At 63.8% G+C, this 24,223-nt stretch carries 29 protein-coding genes; 12 read left to right on the forward strand and 17 right to left on the reverse strand.

Translation table 11 applies throughout. The annotated features are described in order from the left end of the window. Positions 1-16: 16 nt before the first annotated feature. Complete coding sequence (gene hyi, locus CI41S_RS01185; RefSeq protein ID WP_139857068.1) at positions 17-802, forward strand: hydroxypyruvate isomerase; 786 nt, start codon at positions 17-19, stop codon at positions 800-802. 23 nt (positions 803-825) lie between these two features. Beyond that, positions 826-1,713 (forward strand): 2-hydroxy-3-oxopropionate reductase, encoded by an 888-nt coding sequence (locus CI41S_RS01190; protein ID WP_139857069.1) that lies wholly within the window; start codon positions 826-828, stop codon positions 1,711-1,713. Between the two features lie 80 nt (positions 1,714-1,793). Here the strand turns inward: CI41S_RS01190 and CI41S_RS01195 are convergent, their stop codons facing one another. Then, positions 1,794-2,087 (reverse strand): hypothetical protein, encoded by a 294-nt coding sequence (locus CI41S_RS01195; RefSeq protein WP_139482588.1) that lies wholly within the window; start codon positions 2,085-2,087, stop codon positions 1,794-1,796. Between the two features lie 561 nt (positions 2,088-2,648). Between CI41S_RS01195 and CI41S_RS01200 the strand changes: the two genes are divergently transcribed. Next, on the forward strand, positions 2,649-2,999 hold the full coding sequence (locus tag CI41S_RS01200; protein WP_244626373.1) for a response regulator: 351 nt from the start codon (positions 2,649-2,651) through the stop codon (positions 2,997-2,999). A 1,654-nt stretch (positions 3,000-4,653) separates the two neighbouring features. Here CI41S_RS01200 and CI41S_RS44895 read toward each other — a convergent pair. After that, a complete protein-coding gene (locus CI41S_RS44895) occupies positions 4,654-4,776 on the reverse strand; it encodes a hypothetical protein (protein WP_283813056.1) in 123 nt (40 codons plus the stop codon). Positions 4,777-5,049: 273 nt separating this feature from the next. Here CI41S_RS44895 and CI41S_RS01210 point away from each other — a divergent pair, with 273 nt between their 5' ends. Continuing rightward, a complete protein-coding gene (locus CI41S_RS01210; RefSeq protein WP_139482591.1) occupies positions 5,050-5,298 on the forward strand; it encodes a hypothetical protein in 249 nt (82 codons plus the stop codon). A 45-nt stretch (positions 5,299-5,343) separates the two neighbouring features. On the opposite strand, the gene CI41S_RS01215 is transcribed toward CI41S_RS01210, so the two are convergent. The 3 genes from CI41S_RS01215 to CI41S_RS01225 form a co-directional block, all read right to left on the reverse strand. Next, on the reverse strand, positions 5,344-5,583 hold the full coding sequence (locus tag CI41S_RS01215) for a hypothetical protein (protein ID WP_139482592.1): 240 nt from the start codon (positions 5,581-5,583) through the stop codon (positions 5,344-5,346). After that, positions 5,573-5,752 (reverse strand): hypothetical protein, encoded by a 180-nt coding sequence (locus CI41S_RS01220; protein WP_244622261.1) that lies wholly within the window; start codon positions 5,750-5,752, stop codon positions 5,573-5,575. The genes CI41S_RS01215 and CI41S_RS01220 overlap by 11 nt, the downstream gene beginning before the upstream one ends. Before the next feature lie 190 nt (positions 5,753-5,942). Further along, positions 5,943-6,320 (reverse strand): response regulator, encoded by a 378-nt coding sequence (locus tag CI41S_RS01225; protein ID WP_244626374.1) that lies wholly within the window; start codon positions 6,318-6,320, stop codon positions 5,943-5,945. Positions 6,321-6,440: 120 nt separating this feature from the next. Between CI41S_RS01225 and CI41S_RS01230 the strand changes: the two genes are divergently transcribed. Both CI41S_RS01230 and CI41S_RS01235 read left to right on the forward strand, forming a co-directional pair. Beyond that, positions 6,441-7,451 carry a chemotaxis protein CheB gene (locus tag CI41S_RS01230; protein WP_139857072.1) on the forward strand — a complete coding sequence of 337 codons (1,011 nt, stop codon included), beginning with the start codon at positions 6,441-6,443 and terminating at the stop codon, positions 7,449-7,451. Beyond that, on the forward strand, positions 7,451-7,717 hold the full coding sequence (locus tag CI41S_RS01235) for a hypothetical protein (protein ID WP_139482595.1): 267 nt from the start codon (positions 7,451-7,453) through the stop codon (positions 7,715-7,717). The genes CI41S_RS01230 and CI41S_RS01235 overlap by 1 nt, the downstream gene beginning before the upstream one ends. On the opposite strand, the gene CI41S_RS01240 is transcribed toward CI41S_RS01235, so the two are convergent. Further along, positions 7,714-7,950, reverse strand: coding sequence for a hypothetical protein (locus CI41S_RS01240; RefSeq protein WP_139482596.1), 237 nt, complete (start codon positions 7,948-7,950; stop codon positions 7,714-7,716). The genes CI41S_RS01235 and CI41S_RS01240 overlap by 4 nt on opposite strands. Before the next feature lie 139 nt (positions 7,951-8,089). On the opposite strand from CI41S_RS01240, the gene CI41S_RS01245 reads away from it, so the two are divergent. The 3 genes from CI41S_RS01245 (at position 8,090) to CI41S_RS44900 (ending at position 12,274) form a co-directional block, all read left to right on the forward strand. After that, the gene (locus CI41S_RS01245) at positions 8,090-11,260 is read left to right on the forward strand and encodes a CheR family methyltransferase (RefSeq protein ID WP_139857073.1); all 3,171 of its coding nucleotides are present in this window, start codon (positions 8,090-8,092) and stop codon (positions 11,258-11,260) included. A 2-nt stretch (positions 11,261-11,262) separates the two neighbouring features. After that, entirely contained in the window at positions 11,263-12,009 is a 747-nt protein-coding gene (locus CI41S_RS01250) for a Crp/Fnr family transcriptional regulator (RefSeq protein WP_139857074.1), read from the forward strand. Positions 12,010-12,142: 133 nt separating this feature from the next. Further along, complete coding sequence (locus CI41S_RS44900; protein WP_283810756.1) at positions 12,143-12,274, forward strand: hypothetical protein; 132 nt, start codon at positions 12,143-12,145, stop codon at positions 12,272-12,274. A gap of 17 nt (positions 12,275-12,291) precedes the next feature. On the opposite strand, the gene CI41S_RS44905 is transcribed toward CI41S_RS44900, so the two are convergent. Then, positions 12,292-12,417 (reverse strand): hypothetical protein, encoded by a 126-nt coding sequence (locus CI41S_RS44905; RefSeq protein ID WP_256436623.1) that lies wholly within the window; start codon positions 12,415-12,417, stop codon positions 12,292-12,294. Positions 12,418-12,893: 476 nt separating this feature from the next. On the opposite strand from CI41S_RS44905, the gene CI41S_RS01255 reads away from it, so the two are divergent. The 3 genes from CI41S_RS01255 to CI41S_RS01265 are packed head-to-tail and all read left to right on the forward strand — an operon-like array spanning position 12,894 to position 13,584. Beyond that, positions 12,894-13,100 carry a hypothetical protein gene (locus CI41S_RS01255; protein ID WP_139857075.1) on the forward strand — a complete coding sequence of 69 codons (207 nt, stop codon included), beginning with the start codon at positions 12,894-12,896 and terminating at the stop codon, positions 13,098-13,100. 19 nt (positions 13,101-13,119) lie between these two features. Then, on the forward strand, positions 13,120-13,341 hold the full coding sequence (locus CI41S_RS01260; protein WP_139857076.1) for a hypothetical protein: 222 nt from the start codon (positions 13,120-13,122) through the stop codon (positions 13,339-13,341). Positions 13,342-13,371: 30 nt separating this feature from the next. Further along, a complete protein-coding gene (locus tag CI41S_RS01265) occupies positions 13,372-13,584 on the forward strand; it encodes a hypothetical protein (RefSeq protein ID WP_139857077.1) in 213 nt (70 codons plus the stop codon). A 307-nt stretch (positions 13,585-13,891) separates the two neighbouring features. Here CI41S_RS01265 and CI41S_RS01270 read toward each other — a convergent pair whose 3' ends face one another. From CI41S_RS01270 to CI41S_RS01315, 10 genes are all read right to left on the reverse strand, one after another. Next, positions 13,892-15,592 (reverse strand): uracil-xanthine permease family protein, encoded by a 1,701-nt coding sequence (locus CI41S_RS01270; protein ID WP_139857078.1) that lies wholly within the window; start codon positions 15,590-15,592, stop codon positions 13,892-13,894. Beyond that, positions 15,589-15,945 (reverse strand): STAS domain-containing protein, encoded by a 357-nt coding sequence (locus CI41S_RS01275; RefSeq protein WP_139857079.1) that lies wholly within the window; start codon positions 15,943-15,945, stop codon positions 15,589-15,591. The genes CI41S_RS01270 and CI41S_RS01275 overlap by 4 nt, the downstream gene beginning before the upstream one ends. Further along, complete coding sequence (locus CI41S_RS01280) at positions 15,942-16,388, reverse strand: ATP-binding protein (RefSeq protein WP_139482604.1); 447 nt, start codon at positions 16,386-16,388, stop codon at positions 15,942-15,944. The genes CI41S_RS01275 and CI41S_RS01280 overlap by 4 nt, the downstream gene beginning before the upstream one ends. 5 nt (positions 16,389-16,393) lie before the next feature. Further along, positions 16,394-17,587 carry a PP2C family protein-serine/threonine phosphatase gene (locus tag CI41S_RS01285; protein ID WP_139857080.1) on the reverse strand — a complete coding sequence of 398 codons (1,194 nt, stop codon included), beginning with the start codon at positions 17,585-17,587 and terminating at the stop codon, positions 16,394-16,396. Then, positions 17,584-17,961: a response regulator gene (locus tag CI41S_RS01290; RefSeq protein WP_139857081.1), complete on the reverse strand. Its 378-nt coding sequence runs from the start codon at positions 17,959-17,961 to the stop codon at positions 17,584-17,586. Before CI41S_RS01290 ends, CI41S_RS01285 begins: the two co-directional genes overlap by 4 nt. After that, complete coding sequence (locus CI41S_RS01295) at positions 17,958-20,132, reverse strand: response regulator (protein WP_139857082.1); 2,175 nt, start codon at positions 20,130-20,132, stop codon at positions 17,958-17,960. Before CI41S_RS01295 ends, CI41S_RS01290 begins: the two co-directional genes overlap by 4 nt. A 3-nt stretch (positions 20,133-20,135) precedes the next feature. Then, a complete protein-coding gene (locus CI41S_RS01300) occupies positions 20,136-20,684 on the reverse strand; it encodes a heme NO-binding domain-containing protein (protein ID WP_139482608.1) in 549 nt (182 codons plus the stop codon). Positions 20,685-21,080: 396 nt separating this feature from the next. Beyond that, positions 21,081-21,560, reverse strand: a complete 480-nt coding sequence (locus CI41S_RS01305) for a flavin reductase family protein (RefSeq protein ID WP_244622273.1) — start codon at positions 21,558-21,560, stop codon at positions 21,081-21,083. A 66-nt stretch (positions 21,561-21,626) separates the two neighbouring features. Next, a complete protein-coding gene (locus CI41S_RS01310) occupies positions 21,627-23,213 on the reverse strand; it encodes a 4-hydroxyphenylacetate 3-hydroxylase N-terminal domain-containing protein (protein ID WP_139857083.1) in 1,587 nt (528 codons plus the stop codon). A gap of 124 nt (positions 23,214-23,337) precedes the next feature. Further along, a complete protein-coding gene (locus CI41S_RS01315) occupies positions 23,338-24,126 on the reverse strand; it encodes an IclR family transcriptional regulator domain-containing protein (protein WP_139857084.1) in 789 nt (262 codons plus the stop codon). Positions 24,127-24,223 lie beyond the last annotated feature (97 nt).

The following is a 24,223-nucleotide window of genomic DNA, read 5'->3' on the forward strand; positions in this document are numbered from 1 at the left end:
GCGGAGACAACGGACCGTGCCTCAATTTGCCGCCAACCTCACCATGCTGTTCAACGAACTGCCGTTCCGCGAACGCTTTGCCGCTGCCAAGGCCGCCGGCTTCAACGCCGTCGAATATCTGTTCCCCTACGACCACGACAAGGCGATGCTGCGGGAGGAGCTGAACCGCTATCAGCTGACCCAGGTGCTGCACAATCTGCCGGCCGGCAATTGGGGCGCCGGCGAGCGCGGCATCGCCATCCTGCGCGACCGGGTCGACGAATTTCGCGATGGCGTCGCAACCGCCATCGACTATGCCGAGGCGCTGGATTGCAAGCAGCTCAACTGCCTGGTCGGCATTGCGCCGCCGGAGGCCGATCCGGCCGAGCTGAACGAGGTTCTGGTGTCCAACCTGCGCTTCGCCGCGGACGCGCTCGGCCGGCACGGCATCAAGCTCTTGATCGAGCCGATCAACACGATCGACATTCCGCGCTTCTTTTTGAACAGGACCGAGCAGGCGGCGCGGCTAATCGCCGAGGTCGGAGCGCCCAATCTGTTCATTCAATACGACATCTATCACATGCAGATCATGGAAGGCGATCTTGCGCGGACCCTGCAGACGCATCTCGATCGCATCGCGCATGTCCAGCTCGCCGACAATCCGGGCCGTCACGAGCCCGGCACCGGCGAGATCAACTACTCCTATCTGTTCAAGCATCTCGACAGCCTCGGATATAGCGGCTGGATCGGATGCGAATACAAGCCGCGGACCACCACGGTCGAGAGCCTCGGCTGGCACGCCGCCCACACCTTCGAGACCTGATTAAGCTGACAGGAGCGACGACAATGAAGAATATCGGATTCATCGGGCTGGGCACCATGGGACGCCCGATGGCCGGCCATCTCCTGGCTGCCGGCTACAGCCTGTTCCTGCACGACGTCGCGCCGCTGCCGGCGGACCTGATCGGGGCCGGCGCGGTCGCCTGCGAGTCGGGCAGGCAAGTGGCGCAGGAATCCGATGCTGTCATCATCATGGTGCCGGACACCTCGCATGTCGAAGCCGTGCTGTTCGGCAAGGGCGGCGTCGCGGAGGGCCTCTCCAAGGGAATGATCCTGGTCGACATGAGCTCGATCTCGCCGCTCGCGACCAAGGAGTTCGCGCGCAAGATCGAAGCGCTGGGGGCCGACTATCTCGACGCGCCGGTGTCCGGTGGCGAGGTCGGCGCCAAGGCGGCGAGCCTGACCATCATGGTCGGCGGCAAGGAGCGGGCGTTCAACACCATGAAGCCGCTGTTCGAGCGGATGGGCAAGAACATCACGCTGGTGGGCGGCAACGGCGATGGTCAAACCACCAAGGTTGCGAACCAGATCATCGTGGCGCTGACCATCGAGGCGGTGAGCGAAGCCCTGCTGTTCGCATCGAAGGCCGGCGCCGATCCGGCGCTGGTGCGCCAGGCGCTGATGGGCGGCTTTGCGTCGTCCCGGATTCTTGAAGTGCATGGCGAACGGATGGTGAAGCGCAATTTCGAGCCGGGCTTCCGCATCGAGTTGCATCAGAAGGATCTCAACCTCGCGCTGGAAGGGGCGCGGGCGCTTGGACTGTCGCTGCCGGGTACCGCAAACGCCCAGCAGCTGTTCAATGCCTGCAGCGCCCTTGGCGGCAAGGCGTGGGACCACTCGGCGATCCTGCGTGCGCTGGAGGTGATGGCGAGCCACGAGGTGGCGGCCGCCTGAGCTTCGACGCGACGCAATGACAGAGCCCGCCGAACTCTGCGGTCCGGCGGGCTCCACGAAAGGTGCTTTAGCAGCGGGCACTAGTAGTCCGGGCCGACGCCGAAGCTGAAGCCAGGTCCGTGCACGCCGATGCCCGGGCGACGGTAGTAGCCGCGATCGTAGTCGTCGTAGTACCGCTCCCGGTAATAGGTGTCGGCGCGTCCGTAGCGATCGCCGCGCGTGTGCCAGCATCGTCCGGCGTCATTACAGACCATCCGAGTCTGCTGGAGCAGCGGTGAACTGCTTCCGGTGTATAGCTCGCCTGCCGTCGCATAGGTGCCGGAGGCTATGAGGGCGCCGGCGCCCGCGAGCGCTGCCAATGTCAGCTTTCTCATATCCCGTCTCCTTTAGTTCAAGCCCCGGGACCGAACGTCCAAGTGGTATCGACGTTCCTCTCGTTCATGTCGGAGCAACCCCAAGCTCAAGCCAAGGTTTCGCATGATGGGAACAACAGCCTGTCATAGGTAAGTGCGGGAACCGCAGCAGATTGTCAAAGCAGAACCTCGAGAGTCTCGACTTCGACCGGTATGCGTCCCGAGTTTGCCCGAGGGGCAGTCGATGCGCCTGATCGACCGTTACTTCTTTGCTGCGACGATGACAGCTACGGTTGTCCTCTGGTTCTACGTCGCCCTGCTCGTTGTCGGCGGCTGATAGCCGGTTCGCCGCGGCTCGTGATGTCTTTGCACGTTCCCGTGAGCTCCGAGACTGGCACGGTGCCGCAAGTCCCTCGCAACATTTTGCCATGCATCATTCAGGTGAATTAGGGCAACGCGGGCGCCCAGCGCGGCCAATCGCAGGTGTGCCGGGCGGAAACCGGATCGGCGCAACTTCGTTAACATCCCATCATCCGCGAAGGTCAACTGGCAGAGGTAACTGCTATGCGAACGATCTTGATCGTGGAAGACGAGTATTTCATAGCCGACGACTGTGCGTCGTTGGTGCGGCAGGCGGGCTATCGCGTTGCCGGGCCGTTCTGCTCGATCGACGATGCGCGGCCACATCTGGCCGATGCGTGCGGTGCGCTCGTCGATGTCAACGTCAACGGGACCATCAGCTACGGTCTGATTGACGATCTCCTGAAGATGGGAACGCCGATTGCGCTCTATACCGGCTATGACAAGAGCAACCTGCCGGAGCGGTTTGCGCACATTCCCGTGGTGACCAAGCCAAGGGGATGCGCCGAAGCGCTCGAAGTTCTGTGTGAGCAGATCGGCTCGGCCGGCAAAGGCGAGGCGGGCAGGTATTAACGCTGGAGCCCGATCCGTGCATGACGTTGCGTGCATGACGTGCGTTTTCGTTCCCGCGACACGATTCGTCCGAGTTTTGTCAAATCGTTCCGCCCCTCATTTCGCAGAGGGCGCAGGGAAAGCCGGGTGCCGATCGCACCCATGGGCCCGGTGCAACAAAAAAAGCACCGGGGTAGGACCACAGGTGTAACCGGAAACAACCCGGCTTTCCCTGCGCGATGGGTTACGGCTTATACGTGCTCTCCCCGGCGAGACTGGGCTTTTTTGTCACCGTCCTCGCAAGACGCATTCCCATCCTGCGAGAAGACACCTGCCACTAGGGCGTCAGGCCTGCACGACTTCGCCGTCCGCCTCGCATGCTGTCGTCACGGACATGCGAACCGTCCACCGCATCTCACCGCGACGCTCATGACGATGCGCAGCGCCCCTCGATCGGATGAGACGGGCAGACCATACACCGAGTTGTCCTTCCGAAAAAGCGAAATATTTTTGCTGCAAGGGCTTGACCTATCCCTGGGGGCTAATCAGGGAAACGCAACGATACCTACCGACGCGGACCCAGGTCGGAAATGACAGGCTCCCTTGCGCTCCAGTATCCGACGATCAGCATCCTCGAGATCTGCCTGAGCTCTGCGAGGTCCTTGGTGGCAGCGTCAGGACTTCACTCATCTCGCGCGCCTCGTCCATCTGCCGCGCTCGTCTAAACAAGAGCTCGCGCGCCGATCCCAGAGGCATGTGGTGTGCCTTGTTGCGGAGGCGCTGCGCTTCCAGCGACAGGCGCGCCTCGAGTGACGTGGTCTGTTTGACTCGGTTGCGGCGTTTCTTTTTCATTGGAGTTGCCCGGATTGAATAATCGTAAGCAAACCAATGAAAGCGGCGACCCGCTCTAACATAGGACACGTTGGAGACCAGGAAATTTTTGATCCGGCAGGGAACTACCCTGGGTGTTTTGGCTCGGACGCTCTCGGGGGTAGACCATTCATATCGGTCTTCCCTACGGAAAGCGCTCTTGCAATCGGGCCTCGTCGAGGACATGCGTGAGGAGAATTAGGACACCCTCGCTGACTTGCATATCTAAATGCGGTTGCCGGACCAATGTGCATATTCTCTATCCATGTTCAGATTGGATCATATGAATTGCGTCGAGTACGGCTTTCTGGGCTTCGCGGGATTGTCGTTTGTTGGGCTTATGGTCAGCGTCGGCTGGCTCCTCCTGATCGGATAGCCGGAGGGGCCGAACGTTGGCGCTCAGCATGTGGCCCTGTTGAGGCCAATCCGCGCCGTTAGGGGGCCGCTGGAAATGGGACTCTCACGGCCTCAGTGCGTTCCTGCGCTGGGGCCTTTTTAAAGAGATCCGGTTGATAACGACTCGCAGCGGGGAATTTGGATATTCCAAAAGTGCAACGCCGCCCGCTTGAAATACGCGCGGACGGCGTGGCTCTAGCCCCAGGAGGGTCGTGGCAAAATCCTGACCTGTATTGGTACGCGTGAGGGGGACAAAAGGTTCACGACTTTGGCCCCGTATGACTCCGGTACCCCAAAAGGGCAAAGTAATCTGTCAGCGGGAAGTCTACGATCTCGTGACTAAGTTGCTCCGGCCTCGGCAGGCCCCCTTGCTGGGGCCGTTTCTTTGGCGCTCGCGAGGCGGACGCGGCTAGCACGAAATCAGGCTAAAGCCGGCAGTCGCCAGCGGCCGCTCAGGGCTATCCGGATCAGGCAGCGCCAGCAGCGCCAGAAGCCCCGCAGTCACCAGAAACAGCATCAGGCTGATACGCAACGTCGACGGTCTCCCCCAATCGTCGCGCGTCTCGCATAGCGCTGACCTGCAACGCCCGCGTGTCCTGGGACCGAGGGTCTCTCGGGCCATTCCGGGACGTTGATGGGGTTATCAGTCGGGAACAGCAAAGAACCCATCGGCCGGGCGGATGTTGCAACATTCTGCCGGTCCCGCCGTTGGTTTGCATCATCGGCATCGGGCAACGGCCCGCCTTTTGGGCGCCGATGGCTGAGAGACTGGTGTGCTCCCGCCTGCAGAGCCGAGGAGCGCGCGATGACGCAACCCGTTCGCCATATCCGCAAACGCACCCCCATTTCCGTTCATGATGGCGCCATCATCGATGGCGCCCGGGCCGCGATCGCACATTCGCTCAAAATTCTGAGGGATTGCCAGCCCGCGACCTTCGTCGGGCGCGCGCGCGACCCGGTGGCTGCCGGAAACACCTCGCCTGCGGGGGACGCTTCGCCAGAGTTCACTGAGGAGGCGAACTCAGGCGTGGTCCCGAAGGCGCATGGAGGGTAGGAGACAGGCAACGGGTTAGTCGGGCAGCGCTCTCGTGGCGCCACCTCAGCGGTTTGAACCGGGCCCCCGCCGGCGCAGTGCCGCTCTGACCTCCTCAAGGACTTGGTCGAGATGGCCAGAGTATTGATGGCTTTGCGCAAGCCGGCGCCAGGATTGAGCCAACAGTTCGTAGTCCCTGCGCAGCCCGTCATTGCCGGTTTCCCTGGCCAGCCGTTCGGCATCGTTCGCCGATTCCAGGCACCGTTCCATCTGCGCCGCTCTATCCTGCGGCAGTTCAGTGGGCACGTGCTTTCCTTTGCTGCTGAGCCCTGAGCCGTGCGGCGAGCAGCCGCAGTTCGTCAGCAAGGCGTGCGTTTTCGACCCTGATGTCAATCGTGGTCGACAGGTCGGCGACCAGCGCGCGCTCTGCTGCCGTTCGCTCCAGTTGCTCGATATGGTTTTCGATCTCGGTCATCATGTGTCCAGCCCCTGCCCGATATCGCGAAGGGGTATCGTGCGCCGCTCCGCCCGTGGCTGCACTAACATAGGCAAAGCCGCCGATGATCGCGGCTCCGCCGTCGAAGTCCGGGAAGGGAACAGGAAGGTCAGCAGACCGGACGTGGATGCGGGGTGCCGCAGACCGGTGGCCTGGATGGTGGTTCGGACTACGGCTTCGCGATCATGCGGACCAGTCCACGCGCCATGGCAACCGGGTCGATTGGCTTCTCCCACAGCGGCACGTGTTCGAACTCGCGATTGATCACGACCTTGTCGAAGCCGGAGGTGAACACGATCGGTACCGATCGCGCCAGCAACTCGCGCGCCACCGGATAGATCGGTTGCTCATGGATGTTCACGTCGAGCACGGCGGCATCGATGATCCCGCCATCGTTGAGAACACCGAGGGCATCGCCAATTTCGCCGACCGGGCCCGCGATGTCGGCGCCCAGCGCACGGAGCGCGGCGCTCATATCGTCGGCCAGAAAATACTCGTCCTCAACGACCAGAATGCGGCGCCCGGCGAGCGGCGCGCGATCGCGCAACCGTACAGCAGTCTCCGACATATCAACTCCGGCGCCGTCAGGCGCGAAAAACCGGCAAAATAGGAACATAGGGCGAAAGCCCACCTTGTTGCAAACGAAAGCCTAACCAAGGCGGGTTCCATGCAGAATCGCGACATCATCGTCATCGGCGGGTCGGCTGGCGCGACCGCGCCTTTGCGAGACCTCCTCGGCCGGCTGCCGGCCGATCTGCCGGCCGCGGTCTTCATCGTCCTGCACATACCGGCGCACGGCATCGGCATTCTCTCCACCGTCGCCAGCGCGGCGGGCAAGCTGCCGGTCCGGCAGGCAGCGAGCGGCATGGTCATCGAGAACGGCCACGTCTATCTCGCGGCGCCGGATCATCATCTCATGATCCATGACGGCCACATCATGCTGGGACGTGGACCGCGTGAAAATCTGGTCAGACCGGCGATCGATCCTCTGTTTCGATCTGCCGCACTGCACTATGGACCTCGGGTGATCGGCGTGGTGCTGAGCGGGCTGTTGTCCGACGGCGCGGCCGGCCTCAACGCAGTCAAGCGCTGCGGCGGGATCGCGCTGGTTCAGGATCCCGAGGATGCGATTTCGGACGAAATGCCGCTGCGGGCGCTGGAAACCACCACCGTCGACCTCTGCATCCCCGGCGCGCGGCTCGGCGATGTGCTGTCCGACCTGGTTCGGGAGCGAGCGGGCGCCATGTTGCCGATCCCGCCCGAAATCGCGCTCGAGGTGAAGATTGCGGCCGGCGACCGCATCGGCAGCGATACGCTGACGGACGTTGCCGATCCGGCGCCGCTGACCTGTCCGGCCTGCGGTGGGGTCCTTTCCGAGCTCAAGGCGAGCTATCCGCTCCGATTCCGCTGCCAGGTCGGCCACGCCTATACGGCGGATGCGCTCGCCAAGGATCAGGAGGGCAGGGTCGACGAGGCGCTGCGGGTCGCGCTGCGCATCATCGAGGAGCGTGCCGAGCTGGTGCACCGGATGGCGCTGGACGGCCGCCAGAGCGGGCGCGCCGCGGTCGCCGAAATGTATGAGCGTCGCGCCGTCGAATACCGCGAATATGCCGATATGATCCGGCGGGTCATGCTACAATCGCTCGATCCGAAGCCACCGGCGCGGAAGGAACCGTAATGGTCGCCGCCGATCGCGCGAACTGGATGCAACAGCTGAAGATCGAACAACAGCTTCTGGTGAAGGCGGAAACCGACATCGAGGAGGGCTGGACGCGACTCCGTGACCAGCAGGATCTGATGGAATGGCTGCAGAGGGCCGGTCACGATACCAAGCAGGCCGAGCGGCTGGTCAACCTGCTCAAACAGACCTTGGTCGAATGGGAGCGGCACCGCGTCCTGATCGAACAGCGGATTGCCTATCTCGAGGGACAGGTCGCGTCTTAGGACCTCACGTCCAATGGCTTCACATCCTCGGACTTGCGAATAGGATTCTCAACACGGCCGAGCAGCCTGAACTCGGCCCCAAGCTCGAACATGTGGTCGAACTGTTGCATGACACGCAGGCGCCAGCGGTCATTTTCGCCGATGAGCCGGTAGGCGTCGGCGGTGGCACGCTCAGCCCGCCTGATCAGGACCGCGAGCTCCTCGGACGGCTCGATCGCCGGTTCGGCAGCCATGCAATCACCCTTCGCGCCGCGGATCAAAATCCGCCGGCAGAACTGAGGATACACACTAATTCCGTTGGGATAAGATCAAATTCTGCTACCAAAGGGGCGGGCGAGACGCCCTCCTTTGAGAATGAGAGCCGCAGCTATCATGGATGACGTCGGCCAACCGCAAGCCGGAGATGGAGAGCGCCAGTCCAAGGCGCCGCTGATCATAGGGGTGGGCGCCTCCGCCGCCGCCCTTGACAGCATGGACCGGTTTTTCTCGCGGCTCAGGCTTAATCCTGACCAGGCCGTCGTGCTCGTGCTGCAATACCGCGATGCCGTGGAGGATGCGCGGCTGCACGACGTGCTGCGGCGCTCGGAAGGCGCCAGGCTGTTCGACATCAAGGATGGGCAGACCGCCGATGGCGGCGCGATCTATCTTTGTCCGTCCGACATGATCACAACGATCCATGACGGCCGATTTGTCGTTCGGCGTGCGGCGCAGGCGCCTGGCGAGCGCGCGACCATCGACAGCTTCCTGGTCTCGCTCGCCGAAGAGCGCGCCGAGCAATCGATCGGCGTCGTGCTGGCGGGCACGGGCGCCGACGGCACGCTTGGCGTCGCCACGCTGAAGGATCACGGCGGCCTTGCGATCGCCGAGCGGACTGAAAACGAGCAGGCCAATCCGCATAATGAAGGCAGCTCGGCGGCGGCAATCGCGGATTTCGTGCTGCCGCCCGAGGACATTCCCGAGCACATCGACGTCTACGCCCGCCATTTGCGCCGGCTCGAGGAAAAGCAGGGGTTCGACGAGGTGCTGGCGGCAGCGGCCACCTCGCTTGCGCGCATCGCGGATATCCTGCGCAACAAGACCGGAAACGATTTTCACGGCTACAAGCAGAACACCTTCCTGCGCCGCGTCCAGCGCCGCATGCAGGTGGTGCAGATCGACGACATTTCCTCCTATGTCGACTTCCTGAGAAACGACAAGGACGAGGCCCAGCATCTGTTCAACGATCTCCTGATCGGCGTGACGGAATTCTTCCGCGACAGAAAGGAGTTCGATGTTCTCGAAAGCCAGGTGATCCCGAAAATCTTCGAGGGCAAGGGCGCCGGGCACCAGGTCCGGGTCTGGGTGCTCGGATGCGCCACCGGCGAGGAGGCCTATTCGATCGGCATCCTGCTGCGCGAGCACATGGCAGGTCTCGACTCGGTGCCCCAGGTGCAGATTTTCGCCACCGACATCGACGGCCGCGCGCTCGCCGCCGCACGCGTCGGGCGCTACCGCACCAGCATTGAACAGGACATGTCGGCGGAGCGGCTGGCGCGCTGGTTCGTCCGCGAGGGCGATACCTACTGCGTGGTCAAGGAGCTGCGCGAGATGTGCATCTTCTCGCAGCACAACGTCATCAAGGACGCGCCGTTCTCCAAGCTCGACCTGATTTCCTGCCGCAACCTGCTGATCTATCTCAATGCCGAGTTGCAGAACCGCGTAATCCCGCTGTTCCACTTTGCGTTGTTGCCGGAGCGTTACCTGTTCCTCGGCAATTCCGAGAACGTCACGCGGCATCCAAAACTGTTTACGCCGGTCGACCGCCGTGCGCGCATCTTCAGGAAGCTCGAGACAGGAACGCGGCTACCGCCGGAATTTCCGATCACGACGGCGGCGGGACGGGCCGCGGTCGATATCCCGCCGATCCGGGCGGTGGGCCCCGATGTCGGCCTCGAGCGCCGCGCCCAGCGCATCGCCGAGCGCTACGCGCCGGCCTATGTGATCACCGATGACAGCTTCCACATCCTGCATTTCTCGGGCCGCACCGGCCGCTATATCGAGCCGACCGCAGGCACGGCGACGCTCGACCTGCTGCAACTGGTGCATCGCGACCTCAGGCTCGAATTGCGCACTGCGCTCGGCCTCGCGGTGGAAACCAATGAGGCGGCGCATGCCGAGCAGGTGCAGCTCGGTGTCAATGGCCATCGCGTTCTGGTCGACATCACGGTCGAACCGATCCAGGATGGCAGTGCCGGCCACCGTAATTTCGTCGTGCTGTTCAAGGACGGCCCGATCCGCCCGGTCGAGCACGCCGAGAACAATCCCAATGCGCTGGTCAGGACCGAGCACGTCGAACGGCTGGAGAGCGAACTACGCGCCATCCGCGAGCGGCTGCAGGCCACGATCGAGGAGCTCGAAAGCACCAATGAGGAGCTGAAATCCTCCAACGAGGAGTATCAGTCGCTCAATGAGGAGCTGCAATCGGCCAACGAGGAGCTGGAGACCTCGCGCGAGGAATTGCAGTCGGTCAACGAGGAGCTGACCACCGTCAATGGCGAGCTGGCGCACCGGGTGCAGGAACTGACCCGGGCTACCAGCGACCTGAAGAATTTCCTCGAAAGCACCCAGATCGCGACGGTGTTCCTCGACAACGATCTGAAGGTGATGAATTTCACCCCGGCGATCACCCAGCTGCTGCATCTGGTCGAGACCGATGTCGGCCGTCCGATCGCCCACATCAAGGCGCGGATCCCGATCGAGGAGCTCTACGACGACGTGCGGCGGGTGCTGCGCACGCTGGCCAGCGCCGAGCGGGAGCTGACCGCGCCCGACAGTGGCACCCGCTACATCGTGCGCATCCTGCCGTACCGGAGCATCGACAATTTCATCGCCGGCGTTGTGATCACCTTCATCGACGTCACCGCGATCACGCGGGCGGAGGAGCGGCAGCGGCTCTTGCTTGCGGAGTTGCAGCACCGGGTCCGCAACACGCTCGGCGTGGTCCGCTCGATCGCGCGGCGGTCGGCGCAAACCAGCTCCAGCGTTGAGGAATATGCCTCGCATCTCGACGGTCGCCTCAACGCATTTGCGCGAACGCAGTCGCTGGTGACGCGCGATCCGGAAGGTGGCGTCGATCTCGAATATCTCGTGGTCGAGGAGCTGCTGGCCTATAACGCCCATGAGGGCGAGCAGCTCAACGTCTCCGGCCCGCGGATACGCTTGCAGCCGAAGGCCGCGGAGACGTTCGCGCTCGCGATCCATGAACTCGCCACCAACGCCCTGAAATACGGCGCGTTGAGCCAGACCACGGGACGCGTCGAGATTTCGTGGCGCATCGACAATGGAGCCAGTGCGCCGCAGCTGGTGTTTGAATGGCAGGAGCGGGGAGGTCCGCAGGTGACGGCGCCCAAGCGCAAGGGATTCGGCACCGAGCTGCTGGAGCGGACGCTGGCGTTCGAGTTCAAGGGCAAGACCGTGCTTTCCTTCAACGGGTCGGGATTGCAAGGCACGATCACGATCCCGATGAACTCGCGCGTCATCCATACGCCGACCGTGGAGAGCTAGCGATGCGCCCTCCGATCCCCGAGGGGAATCTGGCGCAACCGGTGATCCTGCGGCTCAATTCGTTGCGGTCGCTGTCGAAGCTGGGGATCGCATTTTTGCAGCAGGCGATTCTCGAAGGATTGCAACGTGCCGGCCCCGACGAGGACATAGCCAGTGAAGGCGATCCGGTCGAGAGCATCAGGATCATTCTCTCGGGCTGGCTCTGTCGCTACAAGACACTGGAGGACGGCCGCCGTCAGATCGTCAATTTCGTGCTGCCCGGCGATACCTGCGATGCCTGCGTCTATCTGCTGACGATGATGGATCACTCGATCGGCGCGCTGACGCCCGTCGTTTACGCAGACATCAAGCGCGCCGCGTTCGAGAAACTGTTGGCCAGCGACCGGTCGATCGCAGAGGCGTTCTGGTGCGAAACCATGGTGAGCAGCACGATCCAGCGCGAATGGACGGTCAATATCGGGCGGCGCGTGGCGCTGGAACGGGTCGCACATTTGTTGTGCGAGCTGCATGACCGGCTGTATCCGGTCGGAATGGTCGACGACGGGTCCTGCTCGTTTCCGGTCACGCAAATGGACTTGGCCGATGCAACCGGCCTGTCGGCCGTTCATGTCAATCGAACCTTGCAGGAGCTGCGCGGCTCCGGTCTCATCACGTTGCGGGACCGGCTGCTGACGATCCACGATCTGAAAGCGCTGCAGGATACTGCGATGTTCACGCCGCATTATCTTCACACCAAGCGGCACGGCTGAGGCGCACCGCCGCGCCCGCCGAGGAACGCTCGCCGGCGGCTGACGTTCGTCGGGCATTTCGTGCCGGGCGAAATGCCCCAGGCCTTAACACCGTTGCCGAGATGCCGCAGCGCGGCTGATCCGGCGCTTGCGCATGGTCGTTCCGTTCGGTGACAACGCTTTGTCACTTTGCGAAGGGAAGGCGCTGGTCAACTTTGCTGGCTTCGATTATCGAATTAGTGCCGGAACCGGCGTCGGGGCCATTTTCTTTGGTGCGCGCGAGTGAACGGGAGTATCGCCCGCCTAGCGCCAGATGAGGCTATAGCCGGCGGTCGCCATTGGACGATCCGGGCTGTCCGGATCAGGCAGCGAGAGCAGTGCAAGAAGCCCCACCGTTACCAGAAAAAGCATCAGGCCGATACGCAACATCGACGGTCTCCCCAAAGCGTCGCGGGTCCCGTATAGCGCAGAAGAATCATGGCTTGCAACGCTCGCGGGTCCGAACCTCCGGGTTCCGCGAAAAACGTGTCCTTTTCGCCATCAGGGACATTGATGGGGTCATCAATCGGGAACCGGAACGAAGCGAAGTCGATGGCGGTTATCACATGTCCGGTGCTGTCCAGTGGCGGCGCTGGACAATCAAAATGCAAACTTGGCCTCAGCCTTGCCCCCTTGCTGGGGCCGTTTCTTTTTGGAAGAGCAATCGCCTGAAGACGGCCACAACCTCCGCACCGGGTCGGTCCCGTTGCGGAGCTCTACTGCGAAATGCTGGTCAAGCGGGTCTTCTATCACCGCGCCGCGAGCGGCATCGATCACCGCGCCAAGCGCCATCTCATGTGCCGCCTCGGCGTCGGGCAGCCGCAGCGCGTGTAGGAACCAAGTGCACCGGGCGAATTTAAATTCACATGGTTCAGGTCGACGTCTTGGAAAAACCGATCGCGCGCATCAAGCAGACCTGCGAGCTGGCCGGCATCGCGGACACGTTCGATCGCGCGCTTCCCGAACTTGAGACCTTTCTCGAGGCGGAAGTCGCGCGCGGCGAGGTGCGCGAATCCCGGCTGACCTTCGACGGGCTCCGCTATCTCAGGCAGTTGCTGCGCGCGAAGCCGTGATGCGCACGAGGCCGGTCGATTGCTCGGCGTGATCGGCGAGACCTGGAGAGATCTTGGAGATCCTGGAACGATCCTGGAGGGACCGATGGATATGGGCCTTGAAATCATCTACGGCGTCGGCGCGTTCGTGCTCCTGACTGCCTTGATCTTCGCGGTGCTTCAGTATCATTTCCGCAGCCGCCGAGCGGCGCAAACCGGCGACGATGTCACCCGCGAAAGATACGAGCGGAACGAGACATGACGCAGCGACCTCTTGTCTAAGGAGAAAGTGATGGGACTGGCTCAATATGCGGTGGTTGCCGCCGGCGAGGAATGGGGCGTCTTGCACGATGGCAATCTCAACACCGGGTACGCCACCAAGGAAGCCGCGTTCGAGTCGGCCGCCGCCGCCGCGGCGCTCGCGATCAGGATGGGCCACGAGGTCCATGTCAGCGTGCCCGGGCGCGCGGAGGGCGAGGCGGCCCTGACCAAGCAAGCGAGCTAGCGCCGGTCGCGGAGCCCGCTCTCGTCGGATTCGGCTCTAGTCGGAGCTGACATAGTGGGCCCGCCAGATCAGGGCCGCGACGATCAGCGCCACAATCCCGCCGGCAACCAAGATCCACGGCACATAGTCCGCCATTGGCGTATCCCAGGGTGCGTCCTTCGCCTCCACGTCGGCGATGTCGCCGAGCTTTCGCAGGTCGGCGACGTCACAACATCCGCGCTGCGGCCTGGTTCCTATGGGACACGTCGCTATGGACTTCGGCGCAGACCCGGCCGGCGCGAGCATCCGGCTGCGCCGCCGCTACGTCTCAGTGGTCGTAGTGCAGGATCATTTCGACGAACCCGTCATCGCCGCTTGCGCTGATACTGTCGGCGCTTTGACGGAGCAGGTAGCCGGCAAGCAACGTCTCGCCGTGCTCGCTCTCCAGGATTTCCTTTGGCGTCGGCCTGCGATCCGGAATGGTCAGCGGCACGCCGACATAGCGGATTCGGATGTCGAGGTTGAATTCATCAAAACTCGCCTCGACCTCGACGCCGCCGGGCGGATCACCGACCACCTCGAGGAGCTGGACCACGCCGAAGATGGCCCGCTGCATGATGTCCCGCCGCGCGGCCCAGCGCGCGCCTTGCTCGGTCAGAAACCGTTCCACGGCGTCGCGATTGATGCCGCCGGGCGCGAGCTTGAGGGACACCTGCTGACGCACGCCAATGCGCATCAACAGGTTCAGCACTACGGCGCAGACGGTGCCGAGCACGAGCGAATTGCCGAAGATCGGCTGCAGAACGATCGGCATTTCCATCAGCGCCTCGTGATAGAGGTCGGCCACGATCGCCATCGCAAAGGAGAAGCCGATGACCAGGGTCTTGCGGGCGTCGAGCATGCGCGCGGTGATCATCTGCAACCCGCTGGTGAACACGAAGGCGGCCGTGAAGAACAGCGCGGCGCCCATCACCGGCAGCGGCATCGCCGCCAGCGCCACCGCCACCGGCGGAACGAAGGCGAGAACGCAGAAGCCCAGTCCGATCGCATAGCCGACGCTGCGGCTGGTCACGCCGGTCGCGCCGGACAATCCGATCGACGAGCTGTAGGTGTTGATGCCGGAACTGCCGACCAGCCCGCAAAACATCACGGCGACGCCGTTGGCCATTACGCCGCCCGCCAGCGAAGCGAAGTTGGGACGGACCCAGTCGGCATCGTTGATGCGCTGCGCATTCGACACATCGCCCATCGCGCGGAGCGTGGCGGCCAGCGCCGCAACCGCGAACGGGGCGATCAGCACCGGATCGAACGACAAGCCCATGTGCTGAAGCTGCGGCACGCGTACGATGCTCAAGCCGCCTTCCGGGATGATCGCGGCCGGATCAAACATCCCGCGAGCAGCGCTGACCGCATAGCCGACCGTCATTCCGATCAACACGCAGAACATCTTGCCATAGCCCTTTGACCAGACGTTCAGCACCGTCATGGTGACGAGCGAGACGCCGGCCACGATCACATACTCCGGGTTGATCTTCTGCTGCTGCGCATCGATGCCGAGGCCATAGCGCACGCCGAGCCCCGCCAGCGTGAGACCGACCACGGCAATCACCAGACCGGCGATTTCGGACGGCAGCAGCGCGCGCAACCGGCGCAGCAGCGGGGCGATGGCGACCTGCACGAGCCCGCCGACCACCGTCATGCCGAACACCAGCGGGAGGCCGCCCTGCTGCAACGCGAACAGGGAAGGGCCGAGAAAGATCGCGGTGTAGGCGGCGCCGCAGAGATAACCGGAGCCGATCAAGCGCAATCGAAGGCAAAAGCAGATATTGGCAACGCCGAGCCCGAGCATCGACAGCGAAACGAGGTCGAGAAACTGCGTCCTGGAGAGATTGGCCTCGCGCGCGACGATGATCGGAAAGATCAGCGTGATCGCCATCAGCGCGATGTGCTGCAGTGCCGAGACCGCCAGGATCGCCAATGGCGGCTGATCGTCGACGGCGTAGATCAAACCGGGCGGCCGGGTGGTCACGCGTGCGGCCCGGCCAGCTGCTTCAGCGCTTCATCGCGCGAGTTGTGAATTGCGAAGACGTCGAGCAGTCCGCCCATTTCGAACAGCTCGCGGACGTGGCCGGCGAGGTTGCACAGCGCAAGCTTCGCCGCGCGGCGTTCGGCTTCATTGGTTGCGACCAGCAGCGCGCGGAATGCGGCGCTGGTGAGGTACAGCACCGCGCCTAGGTCGACCAGGATCGACTTTTCGCCTGAGGAGATCAGGCGCGTGAGCTCGGCCATCACGTCGCTGGCACTGGTGCTGTCAATTCGACCCGTCAACGTCACGATACAGACATTGCCGGCGCGGGTCTGGCCAATACTGAGAGCATTCATTCCTCACTCCTTTGCACGGCCGTGCCGACCTCGCATGTCTTGCTCAATGTGGTGTGGTTGCGCCCGTCGATGCGCTCGTAGGCGAAACGATCGACCAGCTGCTTGATCAGGTGAATGCCGAGCCCGCCGGGCCGGGGCCGCTGTCCCGCTGCGGGTTGGGTTGGGGGAAGTGCTGTCACCGGATCGAACTCCCTGCCGTCGTCGAAAAGCTCCAGATCTACCCTGTCGGGTTGCACGATGATCCGGACGAGGAACTCGTGCGGCCCCCCGTCGTCCCATGAATATTTGATCACGTTACTGGCGACCTCGTCGAGGGCCACCTGCAATTGGGTCAGGGCGCGCTGAGGGATGCCGAACTCGCGGGCGAGATGATCCAGGGTGTCGCGCAGGATGACGATGTCCGAGACGTCGTTGCGGATCCGGACATCGACGGCGTGGGGCATGGTGATCACGCGGCGGTGGTCAGGGCCGGCCGCCACCGCAGCGCCAGCGCCGTGAGATCGTCGGTTCTTGACGTGCCTCCCGTAAAGGCATCGACGGCGTCCTTGATGATACGAACCATTTCGACGGGCTCGGCCGCAGCGGCCTGACGCAACAGCTGTCCGACGCGCTCGACGGAGAACAGCTCGCCGTCGCCGTTGGCCGCTTCGAAAACGCCGTCGGAGCACAGGAACAGCGCATCGCCGGGATGAATTTGCAGCGTCAGTGTCGGGAACCGGGCGTCGCGCCGCACGCCGAGCGGCAGCGCCGCCTTGGCGTCGATCTGCCCGGTCTCGCCGCTGCTCGCAATCAGATGGGGCCGGGGATGGCCCGCATTGGCGAACGACAGCAGCCCGCTGTGCGTGTCGATCAGGCCGAGAAACATCGTGACGAACATGCAGTCGTCATTGTCCTGGCACAGCTCGCGGTTGACTGCGTCCAGCAGCGCCCCCGGATCGAGATCGTCGGCGCGCCATTGCCGCCAGAGATTGACGGTGATGCGTACCAGACTGCGGGCGCGCGCCATGAACATCGCCGCGGACGCCCCCTTGCCGCAGACGTCGCCGACCAGGAAGCAGAAGGTGTGCTCGCCGGCATAGAAGCAGTCGTACAGGTCGCCGCCGACTTCCTTCGCCGGCTCCATGACGGCGTGAACGGCGATCGGATGCGAGGGCGAGCAGGACGGGAACTGGCGTGGCAGCATCGCCAGCTGCAAGGCGCGCGCGGCCTCCAGTTCCTGGGCCAGCCGCTCCATGTTGCTGCGGACCTCGTCGCGCAGGCGCTTCTTTTCCAGCGATGCGCCGACGCGCGCGCGGAGCAGCGTCGGATTGAACGGCTTGTTGAGGTAGTCCTCGGCGCCGAGCTCGATGCAGCGGATCACGCTCTCGATTTCGTCGAGCGACGAGATCATGATGATAGGAATGTCGCGCAGCGCCGGCGTGGCCTTCACCTGCTCGAGCACCTCATAGCCATTCATGTCGGGCATCATGATGTCGAGCAGGACGAGATCGAACGGCTGCGCCTTCAGCTTCTCGAGCGCCTCCCGCCCGTTGGTCGCTATCGTGAGGTTCTTGTAGCCCTCACGATCGAGACGGCGCGTCAGCGTGTAGCGATTGTCCTCATTGTCGTCGACGACCAGAAGTGCAGCCTCGATCGCGGTCACGACACGCGGCCTTTCGTGACGAGGGCCTGGATCTTTTCGATCAGACGGGCGATCTCCACCGGCTTGGTGTCGAAGTCGTCGCAGCCGGCGTCCAGCGCCTGTTCGCGGTCGCCGGTCATGGCGTGAGCGGTGAGGGCGATCACGGGAATGTGCCGGGTCCCTGCGCCGGCCTTGATGCGGCGCGTGGCCTCCCAGCCGTCGAGCACCGGTAGGCTCATGTCCATCAGGATGACCTCGGGCTGCTCGGTCGCGGCCATCGCGACGCCCTGGGCTCCGTCGGAGGCGACCAGCACGGTGTAGCCTTTGCGCGTCAGCCGGCTTTTGACGACATAGACGTTGTCTTCGTTATCTTCCACATAGAGGACCTTGGTCATGGCACGGCAACGTTCTCCCCGCGGCGGCGTTCGATGCATCGGTCGAGGACGTCGCGGACTTCGCCCAGCAATTCGTGCCGATCGCGCTTCTGAAGGATGCGCTCGATTCCAACGTTCAGGCGCGTGCGGTCGTCGTCCGTCAGGTCCTTGGCGGTCAGGACCAGTGCGGGGATGTCGCGCCATGCGCCGTTGCTGCGCAGCGCGTCGAGCAGCTCGAAGCCGTCCATTTCCGGCATCAGGAGATCGACGACGATCACGTCGGGCCGCGCCTCCGCAAGGCGCGCCAGAGCGACGCGGCCGTTCTCGGCCTCCGCCACCTGCCAGCCGTTCTCGTGGAGCACGCGGCGCAGACCGGATCGCATGGTGTCGTCATCGTCGACGACCAGCACACTCCGCCCGGCCGACTGGCATATGGCGCGCAATACGCCCGCGAGCGCGCTCCAATCGACCGGTTTCACCATGTAATCGGCGGCGCCCAGCGAATAGCCGCGGTTCTTCTCGTCCACGATCGTCATCAGGACGACCGGAATGCCGGCGGTTGCGGGGTCGCCCTTGATCGCGGCCAGCACGGTCCAGCCATCGAGATCGGGCATCATGACATCCAGCGTGATTGCGGCCGGCTGCAGCTCGCGCGCGAGCCGAAGTCCCTCCCGTCCACCGTTAGCCGTCGTCACGGCAAACCCTTCGCGCCTGAGAAAATGCGTTGTCACGTCGCGCACCGAGTCCTCGTCGTCGATCACCAGAATCAGTGGAGCCCGGTCGATAGATCTGGCGCGGGGCGTAGGCTGAGGAGTTGCCGGCTGCACCGGCGCCGCTGACGATGTCCCGCCGGCCGGCAAGCGGATCGTGAAAGTCGAGCCTTTACCGGGTTCGCTTTCGACCGTGATGTCGCCGCCCATCATCTGGCAGAAGCGCCGGCTGATCGCGAGCCCGAGCCCTGTGCCGCCGTATTTGCGGGTGGTCGAGGCATCGGCCTGGACGAAGTCCTGAAACAGCCGTCCCTTCTGCTCGGCGGTCAGGCCGATGCCGGTATCGGCGACGGCGATCACGATCCACTCGCCGGTCTCTGCAACGGCGCGATCGACGCTGATGGTGATGGTGCCGTTCTCGGTGAACTTGGCCGCGTTGCTGACGAGATTGAGCAAGGCCTGGCGGATGCGGGTCTGGTCCGCACTCATGACCCCGATGTCGGCGGGGCATTCCAGCCTGAGGGCGTTGTTGTTCTTCGCGGCGAGCGTTCCGACCGTGTGCACGACGTCCTCGACGACGGAGGCGATGGCGAACGACCCGACATGCAGGTCCATCTTTCCGGCCTCGATCTTCGACAGGTCGAGGATGTCGTTGATGACAGCCAGCAGATGGCGGGCCGCGCGGACGACGCGGTCGAGCGGCTCGAACTCGTCTTCGCGGTTGGCGTCGCGCGCATCCTCCTGCAGCATCTCGGTGATGCCGATGATGGCATTCAGCGGCGTGCGCAATTCGTGCGACATGTTGGCGAGAAACTGCGATTTGTGCTGGCTCGCAAGCCTGAGCGCGTCTTCGGCGCGTCGCCGCTCGATGACGCGCCCGAGCTGACTGCCGACATGGGCCATGATCGTGAGCTTGGCATCGTCGGGTTCTGCAGGCTCGTCGGAAAAGAACTCCATGACGGCGGCGACCTCGTCCCCGACCAGCACCGGGAAGGCGAAGGCAGCGCGCAGTCCGCAGTCGAGTGCTGCCTTCGACCGAGGAAAATTGTCGTCCTTGGTCACGTCGACGATCCAGGCAGGCTTCCCGCCCTCGAGCACGCGACCCGGCAGGCCGGTCCCGGGCGCAAACGTCAGGGCCTCGCTGACGTCGCGGAAGGCCTTGTAGCGTTCCGGATGATCGAGATGCCACAGCTTGGTCGACAGCAGCGCGCCCGCCGGGTCCGTGAGATGAACGTGACCGACTGGCCACCGCGTATGGGCGCACACGCCATCGAGCGCGGTTCGCATCGCGTCGTCCACCGTTGAAGCCTCGTTGGCGGCGACGGTGATCAGCTGCAGCAGCTCGATCTCCTTCTTTTTGGTGTAGAGCTCACTGAGCGCTCTCTCGGCAATCGCCTCGCTTTCAGCGCGCGCCCGCTGCTCCCGATCGAACCGCTTCTTCAGCCGGGCAAGCTGGGCATCGGCATCACCGAGGTTGTCCATGCGTCAGGCCCCCGGTTTCCTGACGGCCACGCGCAGCACGCAGCGGTGATCGCCGCGGTTCATGCATTCCGGCTGATCGAGCGAAACCTCTTCGGCGTAGTAGCCGGCGGTTGCCTCGATGAAGCCTTCGGCGAGCGCGCAGAGCTTGCGCGGCGAGCTGTAGTGCATCACGAGAACGTCCGAGGAGGAGGTGTCGTAAGTGAACACCGGCACATCGGCGCCCGGATACAGTTTGCGTACCTCGGAGTGGATGACGTCGTTGAGGGTCAGAAGAAACGGGCGTGTCGACTTGTGGGCGGTGAAGAAATTCGGATGCTTTTGCGCCAGCAGCGGCAAGGCGTTGCGGCCGAACCAGCGAACGACGTCGTCGGCGGGCAATTTGAGCGCCGCGGACGCCGCGCCGACCAGTCGCATCATCTCGTCGTCGGGGTAGTTGCCAAGCGAGGTATAGGCACCATCGGCTTCGGCCGCCTCGAGCAGTGCTTCCCAGGTATCGTCGCCGTAGTCGCGCCTGACCACAGCTTCGAGCAGATTGAATACGACTCCCTTCATTGCCGTTTCCTTTGCGCTCAGAAGTGAACTGGTCTCCTTGTCGGCGGTCTCGTTCCTGCGGCGGGGTCTGCCGACCGGGGCAGAGCGCGCTTGAGCTCGTGTTGCTGCTCGTGGCACGGCCTTGGCTGTGCCGGAGTTAAGCCGGCGCTGCCTCGCACGCGATAAATGCGGTTGTGTCTTGCTGCAATTGCCGTGGGGCCGGGTCTCGCGTCATGAACGCCTTGCGCCGGCCGACGGCCTTCACGCTGCAGCCCGATACGTGCGAAAATGCAGGACGACCAGCCATCGCTCCCTCCCGATCTTCCCAGGCGTTTTTTGTTGATCCTAGCCGAGATCGAGGGGCCCTGACCAGCGCCCGCGGGACTCGTCAACTGCTTGAGGGGAAGGATCCGGCGATCAGGCCCGCTGGAAGCTGCCGAAGGCGCCGCGGTGAAACACCAGCGGACTGCAGGCGGCCTCGTCGCCGGAAAACACTTCGCCGAGGATGATGTCGTGGTCGCCGGCCTTGTGGACCGTGGTGACCCGGCAGCAGAGCTGCGCGGCGGTTCCCTGGATCAGCGGCAGGCCGTCCGCGCTGAACGCAATCGGCAGATCGTCAAACCGGCGCTTCAGCGTCCCCGTGAAGCGGGTGGAGAGGGCGGACTGATGCAGTCCGAGAATGTTCACCGAGAACAGGCCGCGCTTGCGGATCGCAGCTCCAGTCGCGCTGCCCTCGTTGGTGCAGAACAACAACAGGCAGGGCTCCAGCGACACCGAGGTCAGGGAATTGATCGTGACGCCGAACAGCTCGCCGTCGCACTCGGTCGCGACGATGGCGACGCCGGTCGGAAAGGCGCCCATGACGGAGCGGAAGCGGTCGGGATCGATGGTCTGCATGTTCACGTCAGACGGGTCCTCAAGGGTTGCCGGAGCGGGCGATCCGCCGCTCCGGCGTGATGTCGTTCACTTGCGCAGCATGTGATAGCTGAGCTCGCCGGGGTCGGTTAGATCGGGCACCTTCCAGCCGTCGAGGTCGTATTCGGCCATGCAGTCCTCGGCAAAGCCCTTGAAGCGGTCGGCATTGCCTGAAGCTTGCGCGCCGAACAGGCAATAGCGGCGGATCTCCTCGGTCGAGCCGCCATAGTTGATCTCGTAGAGCTCGTGACGTCCGCCGAACTCGCTGCCGAGACAATCCCACAGCAGCTTGAGAAGTTTCACGCGTTCCTCGGCCTTGTAGCCGTTGGAGCCGCGCAGATAGCGGTCGAGATAGGGACGGATCTCGCCGTTCCTGAAGTCGCTGGCATGGCTGTTGAGATAGATCAGGCCGGAGGCGACGGTCTGCTCGATCAGGTACTTCACCTTGGTGTAGGCCATGGTGGCGATGATCTGATAGGCGTTGCCGGGATCCATGTTCGGCAGCACATAATCGCCGATCCACGGTTTTGGATCGCGCACCATCGCGTCCGACAGGCTCCAGAACAGATTGCGCCATGCGATCACCTCGCCGACATTGGCCTGCACGCCGCGATAATCCTTGGTGCCGGCGGCTTCCGTCGCCTTGAGCAGCAGCCCGCTGATGAAGTCGAGCTTGACCGCAAGGCGGGTGCAGCCGTGCACGACGAAGCGCGGCAGGAAGCCGGTGCGCGGGAAGAAGTTGTTGGCCTTCTCGATGTCGCCGTAGACGAAGACGTTCTCCCAGGGCACCAGCACCTTGTCGAGAATGAACACGGCGTCGTTCTCGTCGAGCCGGCTCGAGATCGGATAGTCGAACGGGCTGCCCATCACGCTCGCGCTCATCTCATAGGAGGTGCGGCAGATGAACTTCACGCCGGGCGCGTTGGTCGGCACCATGAACACGACCGCGAACTTCTTGTCCTGCAGCGGGATCAGGCCGTGGTGCGCGACGAAGGTGTAGTTGGTCAGCACCGATCCGGTCGCCACCACCTTGGCGCCCGACACGATGATGCCGGCGTCGGTTTCCTTCTCGACATGACAGCAGACGTCGGCGACTTCGTTCGGCGGGCGGTCGCGATCGACCGGCGGGTGGATGATCGCGTGGTTGATGAAGGGCACGCGCTCCTGGCTGAACTTGTACCAGCGCTTGGCATTGTCCTGGTACGGCTCGTAGAAGTCGGCATTGGCGCCGAGGGTGGCGAGGAACGCCGCCTTGTAGTCCGGCGCGCGGCCCATCCAGCCATAGGTGATCCTGGCCCATTCGGCGATCGCGCTGCGGCCGGCGAGCAGGTCGTCCATCGTCTTCGGCGCCTTGAAGAAGGCGTGCGTCATGCTGCCATTGCCGGTGTCGGTCGGCAGCAGCAGTCTGTCCTTGCGCTTGTCGTCATGCAGCGCGTCGTAGAGGCGGGCAACCATCCGCGCGGTGTTGCGGAACGCCGGGTGCGTGGTGACGTCCTTGACCCGTTCGCCATAGATGTAGACGGCGCGATCGTCGCGCAGCGAGTCCAGATATTCCGCGCCGGTCTGTGGGCGGCTGACCTTGACGTTGCCGGTGTGCTCCGCCGCCAGCGCCGCGTTCTGACCGTTTTTTGCCATCGCGTATCTCCCCTCGTGTTCGATTATCGAACTATTGTCCGTATTCCGAACTTGCGCAACGATACGGCCGCCCCCGCGCGTTGGCAAGAGAGGCTTGGCAAGGAGCTTGGGAAGGGAAGGCGGATCAGACCGTCATGGCGGCAAGCTGCTCCGCGATGCGGTTGAGCTCGGGAAGAAAGCGCTCGCGCATTTCGTTGCGGGTCGTGCGCGTCGAGTGCGTCGACAGATTGATCGCGCCGACCGCCTGTCCGCTGCGGTCGAGCACCGGCACGGCGAGCGCGCGCAGGCCGCGCTCGAGCTCCTCGTCGACGATGGAGAAGCGCTGGGCGCGGTCGGCGCGGATGCGATCGAACAGCGCCTGGAGGTCGGTGATGGTCTGCGGCGTGTAGGCCTCGATGCGCTGCGCCCGCAGCCGCCGCCAGATCTCGGCCTCATCGAGATAGCCGAACATGATCCGCCCGAGTGCGGTGTGCAGCGCCGGCAGGCGGCTGCCGACCGACAGCGCCGCCGACATGATCCTGCGCGCCGGCACCCGCGCAACATAGACGATGTCGTTGCCTTGCAGGATCGCCGCAGAGCAGGATTCGCCGAGCCGCTCGCTGAGCTCGCGCATCAGCGGCAGCGCGCGATCGATCCAGCTTTGCGTCGACAGATAGGCGAAGCCGAGCTCGAGGATCTGCGGCGACAGCGAGAATGTGCGTCCGTCCTGCTCGACATAGCCGAGCAGAGTGAGAGTGCGCAGCACGCGCCGCGCGGTGGCCCGCGACAGGTCGGTGATCTCGGCCGCCTCCGACAAGGTCATGGTCGGTCGCTGCCGGCCGAACGCGCCGAGCACCGCGAGGCCCTTGGCGAGGGTCGTCATGAACTCCTTGTCGTCCGGATTGCTCTTGTGGGGTGGCGGAGCTTGGCTCATGCCGCGGTCTGTAACTCCCTGTGTTGACTCCCTTGGGCCTCTGACGGAGACTGGTCGACATACGAACGTATGTTCGAATATCGAACGCCGGCCCGTG

This window comes from Bradyrhizobium ivorense (assembly GCF_900696085.1).
GTDB lineage: Bacteria > Pseudomonadota > Alphaproteobacteria > Rhizobiales > Xanthobacteraceae > Bradyrhizobium > Bradyrhizobium ivorense.